This is a genomic window from Burkholderia sp. AU45251 (assembly GCF_030482905.1).
GTDB lineage: Bacteria > Pseudomonadota > Gammaproteobacteria > Burkholderiales > Burkholderiaceae > Burkholderia > Burkholderia aenigmatica.
Genome location: NZ_JAUJQH010000001.1, coordinates 1241126 through 1262177, shown reverse-complemented (window position 1 = coordinate 1262177; position 21052 = coordinate 1241126). Strand labels below are relative to the sequence as shown.

The window sequence follows — 21052 nt, the reverse complement described above, 5'->3', positions numbered from 1 at the left end:
TTTCGAGGAGACCGACATGAGTCTGGGATCGTTTATCCGCAAGCAGTTCGTCGACGTCCTGCAATGGACGGAAGACACCGATGGCGTGCTGGCCTGGCGCTATCCGATGGAAGACATGGAAATCCGGTACGGCGGCAAGCTGACCGTGCGCGAAACGCAGGTCGCGATCTTCGTGAACGAAGGCAAGGTCGCCGACATCTTCCAGGCGGGGTTGTACACGCTGGAGACGAACACGCTGCCGGTGCTCACGTACCTGAAGAACTGGGACAAGCTCTTTCAGTCGCCTTTCAAGTCGGACGTCTACTTCTTCAGCACGCGGCTGCAGCTCGGCCGGCGCTGGGGCACCGCGCAGCCGCTGACGATCCGCGACCGCGAATTCGGCTTCGTGCAGGTGCGCGCGTTCGGCATCTACTCGTACCGGATCGTCGACGCGGGCGCGTTCTATCGCGAGGTCAGCGGTACGCGCGCGCAGTACACGGTCGACGATCTCGAACAGCAGCTGCGTAATCTGGTCGTCACCGCGATGAGCACGACGTTCGGCTCGGCCGACGTGCCGTTCGTCGACATGGCCGCGAACCAGTCGCTGCTGTCGCAGCGCGTCGCCGACGCGCTGGTGCCGGTGTTTACGCGCTATGGCCTCGCGCTCGACGCGTTCGCGGTCGAGAGCGTGTCGCTGCCGGCCGAATTGCAGAAGGCGCTCGACCTGCGGATCGGCGCGGGGATGGCCGGCGATCTCGCCCGCGCCACGCAATACCAGACCGCGCAGGCGATTCCGCTCGCCGCGCAGAATCCGGGCGGCATCGCGGGTGTGGGTGCGGGGCTTGCCGCGGGCGCGGTGATCGGGCAGGCGATGGCTGGTCAGATGGCGGGTGCCGCGCAACCGGCGCCGGCTGCACCGCCTGCGCCCGCCGCGGCACCGGCGGCCGCCGCGCAGCCTGCCGCGCCGGCGGAAGGCACCGATTACGTGCAGCGCCTCGAACAGTTGAAGGCGCTGTTCGACAAGGGCCTCGTGACCGAAGACGAATATTCGCGCGCGAAGGCCGAGATCCTCGCGAAGCTCACCCGGTAAGCGTCGCGCATGTACAGTACCTCGTGCCCCCAGTGCGGCGCGCCGGTCGAGTTTCGCTCGGCGGCGGCGGTGATGGCCGTCTGCGCGTTCTGCCGCAGCACGCTGCTCAAGCGCGGCACCGACGTCGAACGTATCGGCGAACTGGCCACGGTGCTCGACGATGCGTCGCCGATCCAGATCGGCGCGGCCGGGCGCTACGGCAAGCGCACGTTCACGGTGCTCGGGCGCATCCAGATGACCTACGACGCCGGCGCATGGAGCGAGTGGTATGTCGTGTTCGACGACGGCGCGTTCGGCTGGCTGTCGGATGCGTCGGGTCAGTATGCAGTCACGGTGCGCGAGCCCGACGATGCGTCCGGCGGCGCGTGGCCGGCGTTCGGCACGCTGGAGCCGGGCATGCGGATCGACCACGGCGGCCGCGCGTTTCTCGTGTCCGACGTGCGCACCGCGCGCTGCACGGGCGGCGACGGCGAGCTGCCGTTCCGCGTCGATGCCGGCTGGGAGGCGCGCGTCGTCGACCTGCGCACCGGCAACGCATTCGCGACCTACGACTATTCCGACGCCGATTCGAACGGCGGGAGCCCGGCCGTCTATACGGGCGAAGCACTCGAATTCGATGCGCTCGCGTTCACCGGGCTGCGCGATACCGAACACGATACGCGCGAGAAGCGCAGGGCGGAGATGGTGCCGTTCGCGTGCCCGAGCTGCGGCGCGCCGCTGTCGTATGCGCCGAACGTCGCCGACTACGTGGTGTGCGGCAGTTGCCACGCGGGCGTGCAGTGCACGGCCGAGCAGCAGACGGTGTTCGCGGCGCAGCGCAAGCTCGAAGCGGTGAAGGGTGCGCTGGAGCTCGGCGCGATCGGCACGTTCGACGGCGTGAAGTACACGGTGATCGGGATGATGCGTTGCCGCGTGCAGGACGACGACGAGACGTGGGACGAATACCTGCTGCTGAACCCGAAGCGCGGCTTCCTGTGGCTCGTGCAGAGCGAAGGGCGCTGGGAGCGTGTGCAGGTGCTCGATCAATGGCCGACGATCGGCAGCAATGCCGACGTGACCGACGGCGACAAGACCTACCGCTTGCGCGAGGAATACGACTCGGAGGTCGTCTACGTGGTCGGTGCGTTCAACTGGCGCGTGCAGGTCGGCGATCGCACGTCGATCATCGACTACGGCTGGCAGAAGGACAAGCTGACGCGCGAGCGCAGCGACGCGGAGATCGTCTGGTCGCGCGCGCGGCCGCTGTCGGGCCGCACACTCGCCGAACGCTTCGGCACACCGGCGCTCGCGACGGCCGCGGCGGCAGCGGCAACGGGCGCCACCGAGTCGACGGGTCTGTTCGGCCGGAAAGGCCCGCACAGTTTCGCGCCGCTGCCGCTGGTGTTCAGCGCGCTGTTCGTGATCCTGAACATGGGTTCGCTGTTTTCGTTCAGCGGCCGCTCCGTCTACGTGCTGGTCGGCCTGCTGGTGCTGTGGCTGCCTGAATGGCTGTGGAAGAGTTTTGCGTCGGACGGAGGCAACGCGTGATCCGGTACATCCTCTACGGCATCTATGGCCTGATCGTCGTCACGCTGTTCAGCTGCGCGTCGATCGGCGGCAGCGGGGCGGGCGGCAGCGGCTGGGGCAGTTCGTCGGCTCGCAGCGGCTACTCGTCGTACGGATCGCACAAATGACCGCACGCGACGGGATCGCGTCACCGCGCGCGACGTTCGGCTCGCACGTGCTGGCCGACCTGGCCGGCATCGATGCCGCGTTGCTGCGCGACGCCACGCGGCTCGAGGCGCTTCTCACCGAAGCGGCGCGGCAGGCGGGGGCGCGCGTGATCGGCGCGCATTTCCATCATTTCGGCGGCGAGCATGGCGTGACGGGTGTCGTGCTGCTCGCCGAGTCGCACATCACGATCCACACGTGGCCCGAGCATCGCTTCGCGGCCGTCGACGCATTCATGTGCGGTGCGGCGCGTGCAGCCGATGCGGTCGATGCGATCGCCGCTGCGCTCGGTGCGCAGGCACAAGTCAGGCAGCAGGTTGCGCGCGGCGGCGCGCCGACGTGAGGGGGCGATTCACTCCCTTTATCGATATGCGTAACAGAATCCGGTTTGCTGCGTGGCTCGGCTGGGGGCTGCTCGCCGGCAACGCCGCTGCCGATGTGCCGCCGAAGCCGCCCGGGCCGGTCGTGATGGTTCACTTCGATTACTACGAGAAGGACAAGGCACGTCTTTACGCGCTGGAGCAACGGCTGGATCGCGCAGTGAGGCGGGCAGGCGCCGGCGAACTGGGCGAGACCGAACTGCATCGCGACGGCAACGACGGTTATCTGTACCTGTATGGCGCCAGCCCTGACCGGCTGTATGCGGTGGCGCGACCGATCCTGAAATCGTCAGGATGGCTGACCGGTACGGAGGTCACGTTGCGCCGCGAAACGGGGGCGGAAACGTTCCCGTTGCGCGGGGACGGCGCACGTTAGCGCGGATGCGGTTCGAATGGCGCGGCTGATGGAGTGAGCGTTGCGGATCGGGCCAGACAGTGCGCTTTTACTCTTGCGGATGTTGGCGACAGGCTGCCGAGGCTTCGTTGCGATGACGCATCGCACGCCGGTTCAGGCGCCGGGCGATCGACCGTCGCGACGTTCCCGCTAACGGTCGAACCGGAACGACGATACGCTGTGCAACGTCGCGTCGTCGGTGCCGACGTAGCCCTGCGTCGTCGCGACGACCGCACGCTTGCCGTTGCTCAGCACGGCCCAATAGCACTCGCCGGCCGCCGAGTAGAAGCCGGTTTTCGGATCGTTGATGCGACACATGATCGTCGCTTGCATGCCGCGCCAGCCGGCACCGGAGAAACGCTCGACTTCCTGTGCGATGCCGGAGCCGTATGACGTCACCCACTTGCCGTCGTCCTGCTTCTCGAATCCCGCTTCTTTCTCCGCGACCGGCTCCAGCGCGCCGTCGACGATCTGGAACGCGATGAGGTAGCTGCTATAGGTCATGTTGCGGCCGACGATCGCGATGCAGCGGTTGCCGCCGATTTCGGGGCAGGGCTTCTTCACCTGCCGGTTCGCGAGGTATTCGAACGAGACGCCGAGCGCCGGGTCGCGATAGGTTTTCCAGCCCGCGTGTTTCACCTGCTTCAGCGCCACGGTACGGTCGCGGTAGGCCGTGGCGATGCAGGCGGCGTCGGTGCAGGCGTCGCGCTGCGCGAGCCACGCGCGTTGCGACCGGATCACGGCCTGCTGGTCGGCGGCGATGCCGACGGCGTCGTCGTACGCGCTCGACAATGCGCTGTCGGCCGACAGGAGCGCCTCGTCGGCACAGATCAGGCGATCGGTGCGCGTCTTCGAATGCGCGCAGTCGATGCTGTCGGCATGGGCCGACAACGAGAGGCCGATGGCGGCCAACGTGAGACCCAGGCGAATACCGAACACGGGCGGTTCCTCAGCGGGTTCGAGCGGGGCGGTCACGCCGCCGTCAGGTGATGCCGCGGCGCACGCGGTTCGCGAAGCGTCGAACCTGGCGCCGTGCATCATGGTGCGAAGCGGTGTGACGGGGCCCGCTCAGCGATTGATCTGGTCCGCCGAGATCAGCTCGGCCACCAGCACCGGTGCCGGCCCCTGCAGGTAGTACTCGTGCTCGAGCGGTTCGCGCAGCTTCATGAACGTTTCCGCGCCGATCTGCATCGTTTCGCCCGCGTGCATCTGCGCGCCGCTTTCCAGCAGGTAGTGCATCACGTTGTTGAAGATGCCCGAATAACGTTCGCCTTCGTGATGACCTTCCGCAAGCGCGGCGAAATCGGGCAGGCCGAACACGTCGGCGCCATAGGTGCGCATCCACACGCCGTCGACGCCTTCGACGTCGTATTTCACGAAGCCGCAGAAGAACAGGTTCAGCGGGATATCCCGCAGCACTTCGAGGCTTTCCTCGCCGAGTTCCTTCGCATTGAAGACGCCGGCCGGCAGCGACGTGTGTGCGTGCTCGTTCAGCACCGCGAGGCCGTTCTGTTCGGCCAGCGCGCCGGCGACGGCTGCCAGCGCGACATACTGTTCGAGCGGATCCGCTTCGTGCCCGGCGTAGTAGAGGATCACATGGCTGCGGCTCGCGCGGACCTGCTGCTTCAGGTCCTGCCCGTAGTGGGCCGGCGCGACGCACGCTTCCAGTGCTTCGGACGGATAGGGCGCGTCGAAGCCGACGAGCTGGACGACGTGGTTGCCCCAGCCGGCGAGCCCGAATACGTGCTCGAGGGTCGGCTCGGTCTCGACGCGCGCCTGCTTCATGCTCGGGTGGTACGCGCGCAGCGCGGCGGTCAGCGCGGCGATATCGACCTGCAGCGGGCCGTCGAAGACGACCGTCACGTTCGGCGGATTCTCGATGTCGGTTGCCGCGACCAGCGCGACGGGGTGTTCGGGTTCTTCCTTGCGGCCAAAGAATCGGGATATCAGGCTCATTGGATTATGGTCGTGTCGAAGCCGTTTCAGGGAGGGAGCCCCGTTCTCTCGGTCGGGGTGCGCCGTCGGAATGGCGGCCGCCCGTAGTTTCCCCGGGTTCGGCGAATCTGGCAAATGCGCGGGGCATGCCCGATGGCGCGGCGGTGGCGCGTTCGAACACGTTCGGGAGGCGATGGCGCGGACACGCCGGGCCGTGCGGCCGGTGGCCGCCGGTCAGTGCGGCAGTGCTTCGGCTTCGGCCCAGCGCTTGAACGAATCGAGCCGCCGGCGTGTCTGCACGAGATAGAACGCGCCGATCAGCGGTTCGAGCAGCCAGCGCAGCCAGGCCGGCTGTGCGCGGAAGTGGTACGTGAATTTCACCTCGGTCGTGCCGGGTGTGTGCTCGGTGAAGTTCCAGCTGCCGCTGAAACGTTCGAGCACTTTCGGCCCGTCGACCATTTCGACGGCGGCGACTTGCGGCGGACGGTACGAGATGTAGCGCGACACCATCGTCGCGCCCGACTGGCTGCGGCAGAACGCGTCGACGCCGACGTCGGCCGTCATGCCGTCGAGCAGATAGGCGTCGGTGAGGAAGCTGTCCCACACGAGCCGCCGCGCGTAATCCTGCGACCACGTGAAGAGGCGTCTGCGATCGACGCCGACGGTTCGGCTGACTGAGATCCTCATGATGGCGGGCGCACTGGCTCGGATTGGGATGAAATCGAGTGTAACCCGCCCATGCCGCGCATTTCTTCAGACTTCGTCAAGTCGAGGATGGGCTCGATTGACGCACCCCGGGATTTCCCCTAGGATTTATTCCAACCCTTCGGGAAAGACCCGAAGCGTTTCAATCTCTTGAGGGAGCCTCATGAGTACGCAACAGAACCGGCGCTTCGACGCGCTCGTTTTCATTGGTCGTTTCCAGCCTCCGCATCGTGGTCACCTGAACGTGCTGAAGTCGGCACTGAGTCGGGCCGAGCGCGTGTGCGTGCTGATCGGGTCGACCGACAAGCCCCGCACCGTCAAGGATCCGTTTTCGTTCGACGAGCGCCGCCAGATGCTGGCTTCGCTGTTCGACGCGTCCGAGCGCGACCGCGTCACGATCGCGCCGTTGCAGGATTCGACCTACAACGACGGCGACTGGGTGCGCTGGGTACAGGACGCTGTCGCGTCCGCGCTCGGCGACATCGCGCAGCGCAAGGTCGGGCTGATCGGCCACGAGAAGGACGCCACGTCGTATTACCTGCGGATGTTCCCGCAATGGGAGCTCGTTGACGTCGACGCGACGGAAGACATTTCCGCCACCGAGATCCGCGACCAGTATTTCGCCGAACGCACCAACAGCTTCGTGCAGTGGGCCGTGCCGGAACCCGTGTTCGGCTGGCTCGAGCGTTTCCGCACGCAGCCGGAATTCGCGCAGCTGAAGTCGGAAGCCGAATTCATCGCCGCGTATCGCAAGGCGTGGGCGGCCGCCCCGTATCCCGTCACGTTCGTGACGGTCGACGCGGTAGTCGTGCACTCGGGCCATATCCTGCTCGTGCGCCGCCGCAGCGAACCGGGCCGCGGCCTGTGGGCGTTGCCGGGCGGGTTCGTGAACCAGGACGAGCGGCTCGACGCAGCCTGTATCCGCGAGCTGCGCGAAGAAACCGGCCTGAAGCTGCCGGAGCCCGTGCTGCGCGGTTCGATCAAGGATCGCCAGGTGTTCGATCACCCGACGCGTTCGCTGCGCGGCCGCACGATCACGCACGCGTGCCTGTTCAACTTCCCGACCGGCGAGCTGCCGCGCGTGAAGGGCAGCGACGACGCCGACAAGGCGCGCTGGGTGCCGCTCAACGAATTCGCGCAGATGCGCAACGTGATGTTCGAGGATCACTTCGACATCGCCTATCACTTCCTGGGGAAGCTGTGATTCGCTGATTCCCCGCACGACGGTCCGCCGCGACAGACGCGGCGGCACTTCAACGGCCTAGAGGAGCTCTAGCCATGCAAAACGATCTCGGCGGCTTTGCCGCGGTTCTCGCCAATCCGATTCTCAACACGGATTCGTACAAGGCTTCCCACTTCCTGCAATATCCGCCCGACGCATCGGCGATGTTCTCGTACGTCGAATCGCGCGGCGGCCGCTACGACCGGACGGTGTTCTTCGGCCTGCAGATGCTGCTGAAGGAATATCTGTGCAAGCCCGTCACGCACGCGATGATCGACGAAGCGCGCGATTTCTTCACGGTGCACGGCGAGCCATTCAACGAAGCGGGGTGGCGCACCATCGTCGAACGCTACGACGGCTACCTGCCGGTGAAGATCCGCGCGGTGCCCGAGGGCTCGGTCGTGCCGGTGCACAACGTGCTGATGACGGTCGAATGCGACGACCCGCAGGTGTTCTGGCTCGCGTCGTATCTCGAGACGATGCTGCTGCGCGTGTGGTATCCGGTGACGGTCGCGACGCGTAGCTGGCACCTGCGGCAGACGATCCGCCACTACCTCGAAAAGACCGACGACGATCTCGCGCAACTGCCGTTCAAGCTGCACGACTTCGGCGCGCGCGGCGTGTCGAGCGCGGAGTCGGCCGCGATCGGCGGTGCCGCGCACCTCGTGAACTTCATGGGTTCGGACACGGTGCTCGGCGTACTGGCCGCGAACCGCTTCTATCGTGAGCCGATGGCTGCATATTCGGTGCCCGCGGCCGAGCACAGCACGATCACGTCGTGGGGGCGTGAGCACGAAGCCGATGCGTACCGGAACATGATTCGCCGCTTTGGCCTGCCCGGTGCGATCGTATCGGTCGTATCGGACTCCTACGATCTGTTTGCCGCGCTCGATCTGTGGGGCGGCGAGCTTCGGCAGGCCGTGCTCGATTCAGGCGCGACGCTGGTCGTGCGCCCCGATTCGGGCGACCCCGTGACGATCGTGCTGCAGACCGTTCGTGCGCTCGACGCATCGTTCGGCTCGACCCTGAACGGCAAGGGGCGGCGCGTGCTGAATCGCGTACGCGTGATCCAGGGCGACGGCGTCGACGAGCTGTCGATCGAAGCGATTCTTTCGGCGCTCGACGACGCGGGCTATGCGGCCGGCAACGTCGTGTTCGGCATGGGCGGCGGGCTGCTGCAGCAGGTGAATCGCGATACGCAGCGCTTCGCGATGAAGTGCTCGGCGATCCGGCGCGGCGGCGTGTGGCACGACGTCTGCAAGGATCCGGTCACCGATCAGGGCAAGCGTTCGAAAAAGGGGCGGCTCACGCTGCTGCGCAGTTTCCGCACCGGTGAGTATCGGACGACGACGCTGCCTGCTGCGTGGGACGACCGGATGCTGGAAGGCGAGTGGGAGGAAGCGCTGGAAACGGTGTTCGATACGGGGCGGTTGCTCGTCGATACGTCGTTTGCGGAAGTGCGGGCGAGGGCGCACGCGGGAGAGGTGTGAGGTAGACGGGCGGGGGGCACGCGGTGTGTGTGCCGCCCCGCGCCGACCGGTCAGCCGCCCGGCAGGCCGCAACTGCCTTTGCACATCATCAGTCCAAACGGTGCGATTGCATGTCCGATGAATTCACCCGCCTTCTTGAACGGCGCCTTGACGACCTTGGCCGCTTTTCCCATGGTCGTATCCGGTACATGAACGGTCAGGCTGTCACTGGCCGGTCCGCCGATCGAGAACGACGCCATGTCGTTCTGTTTCGCCAGCGCGCCAAGCGCCGCGTCGCTCAGGAACGGCGCTCTCGTGCCGACCATCGGTGAGTTCTTGCAGAGGATGTATTCACCGTCAGGCTTGAATCCTGCGTTCAGCAACGTCAGGCGCTCGGCGGGCGACGGCCTGCCATTGTCATGTCCGAAGCAAATGACGAGGTTCGTCGTAAACGAGGCCTGATTCGCGTCGGCGTAGATGTCCGACAGATAGGGCCGCCAGACTGTGTCCGGATTGTGGATGGCATTCAGGTCTTCGGTGATGTCGCGCGTGCTTTTGAATGTATATGTGTACGCATAAGTGGCGACAAGCAAGGTTTTGCCGTCGTGACCGAGATAGGACGATGCCCTGGTTGCCTCGACGTACTCGTTGTGGTTCGCGTACTCATAGACCGCATCGGCGTTCGCATGCGCGGTGGGTAGCAACGCCACGACGAGCCAGAGTGCTTTCCCGGAAATGGATCTCATGATTTTTGTTCGGAACGGGGATTTCGGCATTGTGTGATCCGCGATCGAGTTCGGCAAGCTTTGTCGGCATTGCCGAACAGGATCATTGGCAACTCGTCGGATGCGATTCCGGGGCGTGTGCTGCCCGCGCCGCGTCCATCGCCCGCGCCAGCGCATCGAACACCGCCGGCCCCTTGCAGCGCGACACATTGAAGCGCAGGTACGACGTCGCGCTGTGCGACGCGCTGAACACATTGCCGGGCGCGAGCACCACATCGTGATCGAGCGCATGGCGCGCGACGCGCGCGGCGTCGAGACCGTCGGGCAACGCCGCCCACACGAACAGGCCGCCGCGCGGCTCCGTCCAGATCCGGAGCCCGGCACGCGTGACGCGTCGGAGCGTTTCGCCCATCGCATCCGCGAGGCGTGCGCGCAGACTGTCGACGTGGCGTCGATACGTGCCGTCGATGAGCAGCCGGTGGACGACGTTCGCGCCGATCTGCGCATGGCCGAACGACGTCGCGAGCTTCAGGTCGACGAGCGCCTCGATCCATTCCGGGCGCGCGGCGACATAGCCGCAGCGGATCGCGGCCGACAGCGTCTTCGAGAAGCTGCCGATCGACACGACCCGCGACAGCCCGTCGAAGGCCGCAAGGCGCGGGGCCGGCGTACTCTCGAAATCCGCGAAGATGTCGTCCTCGACGATCAGCAGGTCATGCTCGGCCGCGAGCGTCAGCAGCCGGTGCGCGACGGGCGCCGCGAGCGTCGCGCCGGTCGGGTTGTGCAGTGCCGAGTTGGTGATGTAGAGGCGCGGCCGGTGTTCGGCGAGTACCTGCTCGAAGCGCGCGAGATCGGGGCCGTTCGGCGTGTACGGGACGCTGACGATCCGCGCACGGTGCGCACGCAGCAGCGCCTGGAAGTTGAAGTAGCACGGATCGTCGAGCACGACCGTGTCGCCCGGCTCCAGCAGCAGGCGGCAGACGAGATCGAGCGCGTGCGAGCCGCCGTCGGTCAGCATGATCTGCGTGGGTTCGGTCTGGACGCCGTGCTGCGCGAGCCGCCAGGCGAGCTGCTGGCGCATCGCGGGCAGGCCGAGCGGCGTCGCGTAGTCGGTCAGCGCGTCGGATTCGTCGCGCGACGCGGCGCGCAGCGCGCGGCGCAGGCTCTCGTCCGGCAGCCACGACGGCGGCAGCCAACCGCAACCGGGCTTTACGGAGGTCGGCGCCGCCTCGAGCGACTGGCGCGACAGCCACAGCGGATCGAGCCCGCGATCGAGCTGCGGGCCGAGATCGGCGAGCGCGAGCGGTGGCGCGTGCCCCGACACATAGAAACCCGAGCCGCGGCGCGCGACGAGCACGCCTTCGCTCGCGAGCCGTTCGTATGCATCGACGACGGTCGATTTCGACACACCGAGCGCGTCCGCCATCATCCGGATCGACGGCACGCGCGCGCCGGGCACCAGTGCGCGGCTCGCGATTCGTGCGCGCAACGTATCCATCACGGTTTCCACGCGTGTGCGCGACGGGGTGGGCGGAACGGGAAGCGGGGTTGCCTGGCTCATGGCGAAGAATGAACTGTACGGTCAGTTGTCCAGTACAGTTTGTCAGAATTGTATTGGGCTGTAGCTTACGCGCTTTTCGCGGGCGGCGGATCATCGGTCATCCACTTATCCCATTCAGGATTTCCCGTGCAAAAGACGACCGACGGATGGCTCAGCGGCTTGCTGGGCGTGATCATCTTCAGTGGCTCGCTGCCCGCGACGCGTATCGCGGTGCAGGGGCTCGACCCGCTGTTCCTCACGTTCGCGCGCGCGACGATCGCCGGCGCGCTCGGCCTGCTGCTGCTCGTCGTGCTGAAGCAGCGGCGGCCGACGCGTGCCGAGGCCGTGTCGCTGGCCATCGTCGCGCTCGGGGTCGTGATCGGCTTTCCGTTGCTGACGGCGCTTGCGTTGAAGCACGTGACCTCCGCGCACGCGATCGTGTTCGTCGGGTTGCTGCCGCTCGCGACCGCACTGTTCGGCGTATGGCGCGGCGGCGAACGGCCGCGGCTGCCGTTCTGGATCTTCTCGATCATCGGCAGTGGCGCGGTGGCCGCGTTTGCGTTGCGCAACGGCGGCCAGGCGTCGGTGGTCGGCGACGCGCTGATGCTGGCCTCGATCGTCGCGTGCGGGCTGGGCTATGCGGAAGGCGCACGCCTGTCGCGCGAGCTCGGCGGGTGGCAGGTGATCTCGTGGGCGCTCGTGCTGTCGCTGCCGCTGATGCTGCCGCTCACGTTGCTCACCTGGCCCGTGTCGTTCGACGGCGTCGATGCCGCTGCGCTGTGGGGGCTCGCGTACGTGTCGCTGTTCAGCATGCTGATCGGCTTCGTGTTCTGGTATCGCGGGCTCGCGCTCGGCGGAATCGCGGGCGTCGGCCAGTTGCAGCTGCTGCAGCCGTTCTTCGGCTTGCTGCTCGCGGCCGGGCTGCTGCACGAGACGGTGCCGCCATCGATGGTCGTGGTGACGGTCGTCGTGGTCGGCTGCGTGGCGGGCGCGAAATACTTCTCGAAAATAGCACCCGTGCGGCGTATGAGCTGACGTGCGAGCCTGAGCCAATGCGCGGGCGCGACCGGTCGAAGGTCGCGCCCGCTCGCGCTTGACTTGAGACACGGTTACTCAGTCGTCCGGCGTGCACACGCGCAAGCGGTGGCCGTCCGGGTCGAGCGCGACGAACGTCAGGCCGAATACCGCCGTCATCGGCGCCTGTTCGAACGGCACGCCGAGTGCCTTCCACGCGTCGTACAGGCGCCGGACTTCGCGATCGTCGTCGACCATGAAGGCCAGCTCCGAGCGGTGGCCGGCGCCGCCCGATACGAAATCGCGTGCGCTGGTCGACCACAGGCCCAGATGCAGCCCGTTGTCGAACGTGAATGCCGCATAGGTGGGAAACACGGCGACCGGCGGTCGCCCGAACAGGCGCTCGTAGAATTGCGCGCTTTGCGCCGGGTCCTCGACATACAGAAGAACGAGATTCGGGGAAGTCATGCGGAGCCGTCCTGGGATCGATTAAGATGCGTTCCATTCTATGAATGGATGCTGTCAGAAAGTGGCAGCATGGAACGATGACGCGTGCCGAACGATTGCTCTCGCTGCTGCAGGTGCTGCGGCGCCACCGCCGCCCGGTGAGCGGCCGCGTGCTGGCCGGGGAACTCGGCGTCAGCCTCCGGACGGTCTATCGCGATATCGCGTCGCTGCAGGCGCAGGGGGCCGACATCGACGGCGAGCCGGGTGTCGGCTATGTGCTGCGCGCCGGGTTCATGCTGCCGCCGCTGATGTTTTCGCAAACGGAACTGGAAGCGCTGATGCTCGGTTTTCGCTGGGTCGGGAAGTTTGCGGATGCGCAGCTCACGACGGCTGCCGCCGATGCACTCGCCAAGATCTCCGCCGTGCTGCCCGCCGAGTTGCGTCGCGAGATGGAGTGCACGACGCTGCTCGTCGGCCCGCGCACGATCGTGGATCGGGAAACCATCGACATGGGTGTCGTGCGCGCGGCGATCCGTACCGAAAGCAAGCTCAGGATCCGCTACACGGGCGAGGGCCGGAAAACGATCGACGAACGGATCGTGTGGCCGTTCGCGCTCGGCTATTTCAATGACGTGCGGATCGTGGCGGCGTGGTGTGAAGGCCGGAACGATTTCCGGCATTTCCGGACGGATCGCATCGTCGGGCTCGAACCGCTGGAGGGGCGCTATCCGCGGCGGCGTGCGGCGTTGCTGAAGGCGTGGCGCGCGGCGGGCGCCGACGTGCGCGTGGCGGTGAAGTAGCGCGGCCGGCGGCGGGGCGGAGAACGGGCCGCGCATCGCGCGCCCCGTTCCGTGCGGCCGCTCGACCGCACGCGCCGGTGCGCTTAGGCGACGTGCGCCACGCCGTATTGCGCCGACAGGTACCGCCGGATATCGGCAGGCGAATCGATGAAGCGCCTGCCGTTGTGCTCCCGAATCGCAAGGGTGTCGTCGTCCGGCGCCCGTCCGTCGCCGAGCACGAGCACCGGTGCCGACTGGTTGTCCGCACCTAGCAGTGTGACGATCGGCTGGCGCGGACGCGGGGCGTCGATGTATTCGACGTCGACGGCGTCGCGCAACTGCGGATAGAAACTCAGCAGCCCTTCGACGGAAACCGAATCGCCGCAGTAGAACGGACCTTCGGAGTCCTTGAAGAAACCCGGGCGGAGAATGAACAGTGTGTCTTTCATGATGGTCTCGCTATGACAGAGGGAAAAACGTCGAAGAAATCGTGATGTGGGGGGGGCGTGACGTCGCGGAATGTCACGCTTCCGCGAGCGCGGCGGCGCGCATTCTCGCGAAGCCGGCGGCGAGGTCGGCAATCATGTCGTCGGGATGCTCGAGCCCTGCATGAATCCGCAGCAGCGGGCCGGTCGCCGCCCATTGGGTGGCGGTGCGGTTACGAGCCGGATTGGACGGGATGATCAGGCTCTCGAAGCCGCCCCAGCTATACCCCATGCCAAAGCACGTCATGCCGTCGAGCAGGGCGCGCACGGCTTCGTCGGCCTGCGGATGCAGCACCACGCCGAACAGCCCGCACGCGCCCGTGAAATCGCGCTGCCACAGCGCATGGCCGGCGTCGCCGGGGCGCGCCGGATACAGGATCCGCGCGACTTCCGGCTGCCGCGACAGCCAGTCGGTCAACACCTGCGCGTTGCGCTGATGCCGCTCGAGCCGGACCGACAGCGTACGCAGGCCGCGCAGCGCGAGATACGCGTCGTCGCCGCTGACGGTCATGCCGAGTTGCCGGTAGAAGCGCGTGACCTTCGGCGCGAGCGCCTCGGTCGTCAGAATCGCCCCCATCAGCACGTCCGAGTGCCCGGCGATGTATTTGGTCGCGGCATGAATCGACACGTCGACGCCATGCGAAAACGAGCGGAAATTCAGCGGTGTGCCCCACGTGTTGTCGAGCAACACGACCGCGTCGTGCCGGTGCGCGACGCGGCAGATGGCCGGAATGTCCTGCACTTCGAAGGTCAGCGAGCCCGGCGATTCGGCGAATACCGCGCGCGTGTTCGGCTGCATCAGCGATGCGATGTCCGCGCCGATCGTCGGATCGTAGTAAGTCGTCGCGATGCCGAGGCGCGCCAGCGTTTCGTCGCAGAACGACCGGGTCGGGTCGTACACCGAGTCGGCCATCAGCAGATGGTCGCCCGGATTCAGCACCGCGAGCAATGCGGTCGTGATCGCACTCAGGCCGCTGGGTGTCAGCAACGCGGCGTGTGCGCCTTCGAGCCGCGCGAGCGCTTTCTCGAGCGCGCGCGTGGTCGGGCTGCCATGACGCCCGTACGCGAGCGGCGTGCCGCGTACGGCGTCGAGTGCGTCGGTGCCGTGAAAGAGCAGCGTCGACTGGCGATAGACCGGCGGGTTGACCGGCGAGCCGGGCTGGCCGTGCGAGCGGCCTTCATGGGCGAGAACGGTGTCGGGCGAATGCAGGTGGTTCAAGATGTCTCCTTTGGGTGTCGATCAATCGAAGCGGGGCAGCCGTTGCGCGGTCAATGCAGGATCTTGTCGAGGAAGTCGCGCGCGCGTTCGGAATGCGGCGCCGCGAAGAACCGGTCGCTGGCCGCGTCCTCGACCACCGCGCCCTGGTCCATGAAGATCACGCGATGCGCGACCTTCCGCGCAAAGCCCATTTCATGCGTCACGCATACCATCGTCATGCCGTCGCGCGCGAGCTCGACCATCACGTCGAGCACTTCGGTGATCATCTCGGGATCGAGCGCGGAGGTCGGCTCATCGAACAGCATCGCGACCGGGTTCATCGACAGCGCGCGCGCAATCGCGACGCGCTGCTGCTGCCCGCCGGACAACTGCCCCGGATATTTGTGCGCGTGCGCCTTCAGGCCGACACGGTCGAGCAGCTTCATGCCGTTTTCGACGGCCTCGTCCTTGCGGCGGCCGAGTACCTTGATCTGCGCAAGCGTCAGGTTGTCGGTGATCGACAGGTGCGGGAACAGCTCGAAATGCTGGAACACCATGCCGACGCGGGCGCGCAATTGCGCAAGCTTCGCGGCGGGATCGCCGAGCCGCGTGCCGTCGACGGTGATGCTGCCTTTCTGGAACGGTTCGAGACCGTTGATCGTCTTGATCAGCGTCGATTTTCCGGACCCGGACGGCCCGCACACGACGACCACTTCGCCCTTCGAGACGGCCGCGCTGCATGCCGAGAGCACCTGGTGCTTGCCATACCATTTCGATACGTTGTCGAGCGTAATCATGTTCTGTCCGTCGATGGAGTTCATGTGAAGGTCGGGCGCGTTCAATGCGTGGACGGCAGTGCGAGGCGCGTCTCGACGCGACCCTGAAGCCGCGTGAGCAGCGTGCTGAGGACCCAGTAGATCGCGGCGGCGGCGAGATAGAGCGGCAGCGGCTGGAACGTCGCGGCGATCACCTCCTGCGTCGAGCGCAGCAATTCGGTGACGGTGATCACGGAGACCAGCGACGTGTCCTTGATCAGGCTGATCAGCGTGTTGCCGAGACTCGGCACCGCGAGGCGCAGCGCTTGCGGGCAGACGACGTAGCGCAGCGTCTGCACGTGCGTGAGACCGAGACTGTGGGCGGCTGCCCATTGCCCGCGGCCGATGCCGAGAATTGCGCCGCGCATGCTCTCGGACAGATAGGCGCCTGCGTTGAGGGTCAGCGTGAAGATGCCGGCCGTCGTGGGGTCGAGCGTGATACCGAGATCGGGCAGCCCGTAGTAGACGACGAACATCTGCACGAGCAGCGGCGTGCCGCGCATCAGGCTGACGTAGCCTTGCGCGAGGCTGGCGGCAAGCCGGTTGCTGCCGATGCGCATGATCGCGATCACGAGCCCGACGACGAGACCCAGCGCCATCGACGCGACGGCAAATTTCAGCGTGAGCATGGCGCCCTTGACCATCACGGGCAGCGTATGTACGACCAGTTGGAGTGCTTCCATTGCGTGTCTCCTGATTGTGTGCCGGACGCCCCGCGCGTTCATGCGTTCGTGCGCGGGGCGGGCTGCGTTATTGCGTCACCGGCTTGGTCGTGTCCGCGCCGAACCACTGCATCGAGATCTTCTTCAGCGTGCCGTCCTGCTGCAGCGATGCCACGGCGTCGTCGATCGCCTTCGCGAATTTCGGATTGCCCTTGCGGAACGGAATGCCCATCCGGTCTTCGCCGCCCGCGAGCACGGAGCCCGGGCGCAGCGGCAGGTGCGAGTTCTTGATCAGGTAGCTGAGCATCAGGCGATCGTTGACCGCCGCGTCGATCCGGCCGGCCGCCAGGTCACGCAGGTTTTCCGGCGTACCGGGGTAGACCTGCAGGTCGATCGCGGGCACGGTCTTGACCAGATCGACATAGTTGCTGCCCATCGTCACGCCGACCTTCTTGCCCTTCAGTTCGTCGAGCGACTTGAATGCGCGCGCATCGTTTTGCCGTTGCAGCAGCTGCGCGGACGAATACACGTACGGCGCGCTGAAATCGAGCGCCTGCTGGCGCGATGGGGTGATCGCGACCTGGTTGACGATCACGTCGAACTTGCCGGCCTGCAGGCCGGCGAGAATCCCGCTCCATTCGGTCGTCACGAACTGCGGCTTCACGCCGAGGCGAGCGGCAACCGCCTTCGCGACGTCGACGTCGAAGCCTTCGAGCTGGCCGTCGGCATTGCGATAGTCGAACGGCGGATAGGTGCCTTCCAGCGCGATCTTCAGCACACCGGCCTGCTTGACGGTGTCGAGCAGGTCAGCCGCGTGCGATGTCGCGGTCGCGATGCAGAGGAGGGCGGCCGCGATGCCTTGCTTGAACGTCGGGGTGAAGTGCTTCATGGTTGTCTCCGGGGTTGTTGTCGAAAATTCAGGGTGTGCGACGCCGCGGCGACGGGCGGCGTCGCCGTGAGCGGGAAGTCGATGAAGCGTGAGGCGGCGGGCGTGGCTGTCCGCCGTGCGCGATGCCGTGCGTTACGGCATGCGCTCGTGGGCGATGAAGGACGGGTGCGCGTACGGATGGATGACGCAGGCGCGTGAGCAGCAGCGAAGGCCGGCGTGCGCGGCGAAGCGTTCAAGCGTGCGATTCATGATTGCCCGTGCAGCATTGCGAGTGTGGTGGACCGGATGCATCGTCGATGCGTATCCGGCGACAGGAATGCGGTGCGACTGAGGGCAATCTTAGTTTTGTCAAAAGGGAATGTGTTTCCAAAGATGCGTGCACTTTTCACGCGACGTGGAATGTTTTTCTCTGCGTGCGAAAGGTGGCGCATGCGATCTGCTGCGGTTGCGCACGATGAGAGGGATCAGGTGCTACGGTGCGGGCGGACGGTTGCTCCGGGCTGCGATCCGGCCGGGCGTCGCAAAGCAAAACGGCCAGGCTGCCGTGAGTGGCAAGCCTGGCCGTTGGCCTTCGTGACGCGGGGTGCGCGTTACTCGAACGTTTCGAGCGCGAGCAGTTCGTCGATCGTCTGCCGGCGGCGGATCAGCCGCGGCGTGCCGCGATCGACGAGCACTTCCGGCGCGAGCGGCCGGCTGTTGTAGTTCGAGGACATCGACGCGCCGTACGCGCCCGCGTCGTGCAGGAACAGCAGGTCGCCGATCTGCGGCTGCGCCAGCTTGCGGTGCGTGACCACACCGCCCGCGTCCTGCGTGAACACGTCGCCCGATTCGCACAGCGGACCCGCGATCGCGAGATCGACGAGCGGCCGGCCGGCCGGCAGCGCGCCATCGTGCGTGTGCACCGACACCGCGTGGTAGCTGCCGTACATCGACGGGCGCATCAGGTCGTTGAAGCCCGCGTCGATCAGCACGAAGTCGTGCTTCGGCCGGCGGTTGACGGCCTGAACTTCGGTGACGAGCGTGCCGGCCTCGGCGACGAGGAAGCGGCCCGGTTCGATCTCGATGCGCACCGGGTGGCCGAGATGCCGTTCGATCCGCTTGCGCGCAGCGTCCCACTGGCTGAAGTAGTGGCCGACGTCGACACGCGGCTCGCCGTCGCGATACGGGATCGACAGGCCACCGCCGGCCGAGATCGCGTCGATGTCATGGCCGAGCGACGAGACGAGATCGACCATCGCATCGCACACCTGCGACAGGTGGCCGTAGTCGACGCCCGAGCCGATGTGCATGTGGATGCCGACGAGCTTCAGCCCGTACTGGCGCACGATCTCGATCGCGCGCGGTACGTCGTCGATCCAGATGCCGTGCTTGCTCTGCGGGCCGCCGGTATTGGTCTTGTTGCTGTGGCCGTGGCCGAAACCGGGGTTGACGCGCAGCCACACGCGGTGGCCGGGTGCGTGCTCGCCGATGCGCGCGAGCATGTCGAGCGAACCGGCGTTCACGGTCACGCCGTGCTTCAGCACGGCCGCGAGCGTCGGGCGGTCGATCAGGTCGGCCGTGAACACGACGCCTTCCGGCTCGCCGGCGGGGCTGAACCCGGCCGCGAGGCTGCGCTCGATCTCGCCGAGCGATACGGCGTCGACGCACGCGCCTTCTTCGCGCATCAGCTTCAGGATATGGACGTTCGAGTTCGCCTTCTGCGCATAGCGGATCACGTCGAACTGACGCAGTTGGGCGATGCGGTCGCGGATGACGTCGGCGTCGTACACCCACAGCGGGGTGCCGTATTGCTGCGCGAGCGTCGCGAGCTGGCGGGAATCGAGAGACATGGCGGATCAATCGGGTCGAATGAATGGATAGCGTGAATGATGCGCCCGATCAGCTATACAGTAAAATGCCTGTTTATCGAGATTCGATTCATATTTGATATAGAAGATCATGCTCACGCACCGCCATATCGAGGTCTTCCGCGCGCTGATGGTCACCGGCAGCACGACGCGCGCCGCGGAGATGCTCTATACGTCGCAACCGACGATCAGCCGCGAGCTTGCGCGCATGGAGCAGGTCGTCGGCTTCGCGCTGTTCGAGCGTGCGCACGGCCGGCTGCGGCCGACGATGGCCGCGCTCACGCTGTTCGACGACGTGCGGCTTGCGTATGTGGGGCTTGAACGCGTCGCGGCGACGGCCGCGCGGTTGCGCGAATTTCGTGACGGTCAGTTGTCGGTGATCGCGCTGCCGGCGTTCTCGCACGCGATCCTGCCTGGCGCGTGCCGGCGTTTTCACGAGGCCCACGCGGGCGTCAGCGTGTCGGTGGCGACGCAGGAATCGCCGGTGCTCGAAGAGTGGCTGACCGCGCAGCGTTACGACCTCGGGCTGACCGAGCACGACGTCGCGCCGGCCGGCACCGTGCTCACGCCGCTGCTTGAAGTCGACGAAGTGTGTGTGTTGCCCGACGGCCATCCGCTGCTCGCGCAGGATGCGATCGATCTGCTGGATCTCGCCGATCGCCCGTTCGTGAGCCTGTCGCTGAACGATCCGTACCGCATCCTGATCGACGAGGCGTTCGCGCAGCTCGGCGTCGCGCCGCGCTCGGTGGTCGAAACGCCGTCGGCGGTGTCGGTGTGCGCGTTCGTGCGGCAGAGGCTCGGTGCCGCGATCGTCAATCCGTTGACCGCGCTCGATTTCGTCGGGCGCGACCTGCACGTGCGGCCGCTCACGCGATCGTTTCCGTACCGGGTCAGCGTGATCGTGCCCGAGCACCGCCCCAAGAGCCTGCTCGTCGATGCGTTTGCCGATGCGCTGCGCGGCGAAGCGAAGGCGATCCGCCGCCGATTGGCAACGCTGCTCGGCTGACGCGGCCGTATGATGGGCATTTCGCCGCCATCGTCGCCTCTTTCCGGAACCCTTCATGACCGACACTTCCGCTTCCGTCGAACCACCGATCCTCACCGGCGAACGCGTCGAACTGAGGCCGCTCGATCCATCCGACCGGCAGGCGCTGCTGGACGCGGCTGCCGATGGACAGTTGTGGAACCTGAAGGTCACGGTCGTGCCGGGCCCGGAGACGATCGACGCGTATATCGCGACCGCATTGCAGGGCCGCGCCACCGGCACCGTGATGCCGTTTGCGATCGTCGATCGCGCATCGGGCCGCGTGATCGGCAGCACGCGTTTCTGGAAGATCGATCGCAAGAACCGCAAGCTCGAGATCGGCCATACGTGGCTGAGCGAATCGGCGCAGCGCACGCGTGCGAATACCGAAGCGAAATGGTTGCTGCTGGGCTATGCGTTCGACGTGCTGCAATGTGTGCGCGTGCAGTTCACGACCGACGAGCTGAACGAGAAATCGCGCGCGGCGATCCTGCGGCTCGGTGCGAAGCAGGAAGGCATCGTGCGGCATGAACGGATCATGCCGGATGGCCGCAAGCGCAATTCGGTGCGCTTCAGCATCATCGACGACGAATGGCCGGAAGTGCGTGCGCGGCTGTTGGCGAAGCTCGCGACGTAACGCGTGAAGCGTGACGTCGGATGTGCGTCGCGCCGCCGGAAGGGGAGCGGCGACGCGACGGCAGGGGAAGCAGCGCGCCGCACATGATGCGCGGCGCTGCGGCGCG

Annotated in this window: 23 protein-coding genes; 11 read left to right on the top strand and 12 right to left on the bottom strand. The window is 66.4% G+C overall.

Translation table 11 applies throughout. From position 1 onward, the window contains the following. The first annotated feature begins 16 nt into the window (after positions 1 to 16). From QZM67_RS05575 to QZM67_RS05555, 5 genes are read left to right on the top strand one after another with little or no spacing between them, the layout of a single operon-like run. A complete protein-coding gene (locus tag QZM67_RS05575) occupies positions 17 to 1069 on the top strand; it encodes an SPFH domain-containing protein (protein WP_043180019.1) in 1053 nt (350 codons plus the stop codon). A 9-nt stretch (positions 1070 to 1078) separates the two neighbouring features. After that, positions 1079 to 2596, top strand: coding sequence for a DUF4178 domain-containing protein (locus tag QZM67_RS05570; protein ID WP_301801188.1), 1518 nt, complete (start codon positions 1079 to 1081; stop codon positions 2594 to 2596). Further along, positions 2593 to 2742 carry a hypothetical protein gene (locus QZM67_RS05565; protein ID WP_301801187.1) on the top strand — a complete coding sequence of 50 codons (150 nt, stop codon included), beginning with the start codon at positions 2593 to 2595 and terminating at the stop codon, positions 2740 to 2742. Before QZM67_RS05570 ends, QZM67_RS05565 begins: the two co-directional genes overlap by 4 nt. Beyond that, on the top strand, positions 2739 to 3122 hold the full coding sequence (gene speD / locus QZM67_RS05560; RefSeq protein ID WP_175022139.1) for an adenosylmethionine decarboxylase: 384 nt from the start codon (positions 2739 to 2741) through the stop codon (positions 3120 to 3122). The genes QZM67_RS05565 and speD overlap by 4 nt, the downstream gene beginning before the upstream one ends. Before the next feature lie 26 nt (positions 3123 to 3148). Continuing rightward, positions 3149 to 3535, top strand: coding sequence for a hypothetical protein (locus QZM67_RS05555; RefSeq protein WP_301801186.1), 387 nt, complete (start codon positions 3149 to 3151; stop codon positions 3533 to 3535). A gap of 168 nt (positions 3536 to 3703) precedes the next feature. Here the strand turns inward: QZM67_RS05555 and QZM67_RS05550 are convergent, their stop codons facing one another. The 3 genes from QZM67_RS05550 to QZM67_RS05540 all read right to left on the bottom strand — a co-directional run bounded on the left by QZM67_RS05550 (position 3704) and on the right by QZM67_RS05540 (position 6175). Beyond that, positions 3704 to 4492, bottom strand: a complete 789-nt coding sequence (locus QZM67_RS05550; RefSeq protein ID WP_175022141.1) for a lysozyme inhibitor LprI family protein — start codon at positions 4490 to 4492, stop codon at positions 3704 to 3706. A 129-nt stretch (positions 4493 to 4621) separates the two neighbouring features. Beyond that, the gene (locus QZM67_RS05545) at positions 4622 to 5509 is read right to left on the bottom strand and encodes a DUF4261 domain-containing protein (RefSeq protein ID WP_301801185.1); all 888 of its coding nucleotides are present in this window, start codon (positions 5507 to 5509) and stop codon (positions 4622 to 4624) included. A 213-nt stretch (positions 5510 to 5722) separates the two neighbouring features. After that, positions 5723 to 6175: a type II toxin-antitoxin system RatA family toxin gene (locus tag QZM67_RS05540; RefSeq protein ID WP_027789550.1), complete on the bottom strand. Its 453-nt coding sequence runs from the start codon at positions 6173 to 6175 to the stop codon at positions 5723 to 5725. A gap of 181 nt (positions 6176 to 6356) precedes the next feature. Here QZM67_RS05540 and QZM67_RS05535 point away from each other — a divergent pair, with 181 nt between their 5' ends. Next, on the top strand, positions 6357 to 7397 hold the full coding sequence (locus QZM67_RS05535; protein ID WP_175022143.1) for a bifunctional nicotinamide-nucleotide adenylyltransferase/Nudix hydroxylase: 1041 nt from the start codon (positions 6357 to 6359) through the stop codon (positions 7395 to 7397). Between the two features lie 74 nt (positions 7398 to 7471). After that, the gene (locus QZM67_RS05530; protein WP_301801184.1) at positions 7472 to 8905 is read left to right on the top strand and encodes a nicotinate phosphoribosyltransferase; all 1434 of its coding nucleotides are present in this window, start codon (positions 7472 to 7474) and stop codon (positions 8903 to 8905) included. Between the two features lie 50 nt (positions 8906 to 8955). On the opposite strand, the gene QZM67_RS05525 is transcribed toward QZM67_RS05530, so the two are convergent. Next, the gene (locus tag QZM67_RS05525; protein WP_301801182.1) at positions 8956 to 9630 is read right to left on the bottom strand and encodes a hypothetical protein; all 675 of its coding nucleotides are present in this window, start codon (positions 9628 to 9630) and stop codon (positions 8956 to 8958) included. Between the two features lie 82 nt (positions 9631 to 9712). Continuing rightward, a complete protein-coding gene (locus QZM67_RS05520) occupies positions 9713 to 11170 on the bottom strand; it encodes a PLP-dependent aminotransferase family protein (RefSeq protein ID WP_301801180.1) in 1458 nt (485 codons plus the stop codon). Positions 11171 to 11296: 126 nt separating this feature from the next. Here QZM67_RS05520 and QZM67_RS05515 point away from each other — a divergent pair, with 126 nt between their 5' ends. Continuing rightward, positions 11297 to 12184, top strand: coding sequence for a DMT family transporter (locus QZM67_RS05515; protein WP_301801179.1), 888 nt, complete (start codon positions 11297 to 11299; stop codon positions 12182 to 12184). Positions 12185 to 12262: 78 nt separating this feature from the next. Here QZM67_RS05515 and QZM67_RS05510 read toward each other — a convergent pair whose 3' ends face one another. Continuing rightward, positions 12263 to 12631 (bottom strand): VOC family protein, encoded by a 369-nt coding sequence (locus QZM67_RS05510; protein WP_089452268.1) that lies wholly within the window; start codon positions 12629 to 12631, stop codon positions 12263 to 12265. Between the two features lie 77 nt (positions 12632 to 12708). Here QZM67_RS05510 and QZM67_RS05505 point away from each other — a divergent pair, with 77 nt between their 5' ends. Further along, a complete protein-coding gene (locus QZM67_RS05505; protein ID WP_301801177.1) occupies positions 12709 to 13410 on the top strand; it encodes a YafY family protein in 702 nt (233 codons plus the stop codon). Between the two features lie 83 nt (positions 13411 to 13493). Here the strand turns inward: QZM67_RS05505 and QZM67_RS05500 are convergent, their stop codons facing one another. The 6 genes from QZM67_RS05500 to lysA form a co-directional block, all read right to left on the bottom strand. Beyond that, a complete protein-coding gene (locus QZM67_RS05500) occupies positions 13494 to 13838 on the bottom strand; it encodes a DUF3088 domain-containing protein (protein ID WP_175022150.1) in 345 nt (114 codons plus the stop codon). Between the two features lie 73 nt (positions 13839 to 13911). Then, positions 13912 to 15093, bottom strand: a complete 1182-nt coding sequence (gene metC, locus QZM67_RS05495; protein WP_301801176.1) for a cystathionine beta-lyase — start codon at positions 15091 to 15093, stop codon at positions 13912 to 13914. Positions 15094 to 15143: 50 nt separating this feature from the next. Further along, positions 15144 to 15869 (bottom strand): amino acid ABC transporter ATP-binding protein, encoded by a 726-nt coding sequence (locus QZM67_RS05490; protein WP_301801420.1) that lies wholly within the window; start codon positions 15867 to 15869, stop codon positions 15144 to 15146. A gap of 41 nt (positions 15870 to 15910) precedes the next feature. Continuing rightward, entirely contained in the window at positions 15911 to 16570 is a 660-nt protein-coding gene (locus QZM67_RS05485) for an amino acid ABC transporter permease (protein ID WP_011354443.1), read from the bottom strand. A gap of 67 nt (positions 16571 to 16637) precedes the next feature. After that, entirely contained in the window at positions 16638 to 17438 is an 801-nt protein-coding gene (locus QZM67_RS05480; protein ID WP_089452271.1) for a transporter substrate-binding domain-containing protein, read from the bottom strand. A gap of 590 nt (positions 17439 to 18028) precedes the next feature. Further along, complete coding sequence (lysA, locus tag QZM67_RS05475) at positions 18029 to 19267, bottom strand: diaminopimelate decarboxylase (RefSeq protein WP_175022153.1); 1239 nt, start codon at positions 19265 to 19267, stop codon at positions 18029 to 18031. A 109-nt stretch (positions 19268 to 19376) separates the two neighbouring features. Between lysA and QZM67_RS05470 the strand changes: the two genes are divergently transcribed. Both QZM67_RS05470 and QZM67_RS05465 read left to right on the top strand, forming a co-directional pair. Beyond that, the gene (locus QZM67_RS05470; RefSeq protein WP_301801173.1) at positions 19377 to 20291 is read left to right on the top strand and encodes a LysR family transcriptional regulator; all 915 of its coding nucleotides are present in this window, start codon (positions 19377 to 19379) and stop codon (positions 20289 to 20291) included. Between the two features lie 55 nt (positions 20292 to 20346). Further along, positions 20347 to 20946: a GNAT family N-acetyltransferase gene (locus tag QZM67_RS05465; RefSeq protein ID WP_301801171.1), complete on the top strand. Its 600-nt coding sequence runs from the start codon at positions 20347 to 20349 to the stop codon at positions 20944 to 20946. Positions 20947 to 21052 lie beyond the last annotated feature (106 nt).

Excerpts from the sequence above, each read along its gene's own strand:
- QZM67_RS05575 (WP_043180019.1), top strand. The coding sequence starts at position 17 with ATGAGTCTGGGATCGTTTATCCGCAAGCAGTTCGTCGACGTCCTGCAA.
- QZM67_RS05570 (WP_301801188.1), top strand. The coding sequence starts at position 1,079 with ATGTACAGTACCTCGTGCCCCCAGTGCGGCGCGCCGGTCGAGTTTCGC.
- speD (WP_175022139.1), top strand. The coding sequence starts at position 2,739 with ATGACCGCACGCGACGGGATCGCGTCACCGCGCGCGACGTTCGGCTCG.
- QZM67_RS05555 (WP_301801186.1), top strand. The coding sequence starts at position 3,149 with ATGCGTAACAGAATCCGGTTTGCTGCGTGGCTCGGCTGGGGGCTGCTC.
- QZM67_RS05545 (WP_301801185.1), bottom strand. The coding sequence starts at position 5,509 with ATGAGCCTGATATCCCGATTCTTTGGCCGCAAGGAAGAACCCGAACAC.
- QZM67_RS05540 (WP_027789550.1), bottom strand. The coding sequence starts at position 6,175 with ATGAGGATCTCAGTCAGCCGAACCGTCGGCGTCGATCGCAGACGCCTC.
- QZM67_RS05535 (WP_175022143.1), top strand. The coding sequence starts at position 6,357 with ATGAGTACGCAACAGAACCGGCGCTTCGACGCGCTCGTTTTCATTGGT.
- QZM67_RS05530 (WP_301801184.1), top strand. The coding sequence starts at position 7,472 with ATGCAAAACGATCTCGGCGGCTTTGCCGCGGTTCTCGCCAATCCGATT.
- QZM67_RS05525 (WP_301801182.1), bottom strand. The coding sequence starts at position 9,630 with ATGAGATCCATTTCCGGGAAAGCACTCTGGCTCGTCGTGGCGTTGCTA.
- QZM67_RS05520 (WP_301801180.1), bottom strand. The coding sequence starts at position 11,170 with ATGAGCCAGGCAACCCCGCTTCCCGTTCCGCCCACCCCGTCGCGCACA.
- QZM67_RS05510 (WP_089452268.1), bottom strand. The coding sequence starts at position 12,631 with ATGACTTCCCCGAATCTCGTTCTTCTGTATGTCGAGGACCCGGCGCAA.
- QZM67_RS05505 (WP_301801177.1), top strand. The coding sequence starts at position 12,709 with ATGACGCGTGCCGAACGATTGCTCTCGCTGCTGCAGGTGCTGCGGCGC.
- QZM67_RS05500 (WP_175022150.1), bottom strand. The coding sequence starts at position 13,838 with ATGAAAGACACACTGTTCATTCTCCGCCCGGGTTTCTTCAAGGACTCC.
- QZM67_RS05490 (WP_301801420.1), bottom strand. The coding sequence starts at position 15,869 with ATGATTACGCTCGACAACGTATCGAAATGGTATGGCAAGCACCAGGTG.
- QZM67_RS05485 (WP_011354443.1), bottom strand. The coding sequence starts at position 16,570 with ATGGAAGCACTCCAACTGGTCGTACATACGCTGCCCGTGATGGTCAAG.
- QZM67_RS05480 (WP_089452271.1), bottom strand. The coding sequence starts at position 17,438 with ATGAAGCACTTCACCCCGACGTTCAAGCAAGGCATCGCGGCCGCCCTC.
- lysA (WP_175022153.1), bottom strand. The coding sequence starts at position 19,267 with ATGTCTCTCGATTCCCGCCAGCTCGCGACGCTCGCGCAGCAATACGGC.
- QZM67_RS05470 (WP_301801173.1), top strand. The coding sequence starts at position 19,377 with ATGCTCACGCACCGCCATATCGAGGTCTTCCGCGCGCTGATGGTCACC.
- QZM67_RS05465 (WP_301801171.1), top strand. The coding sequence starts at position 20,347 with ATGACCGACACTTCCGCTTCCGTCGAACCACCGATCCTCACCGGCGAA.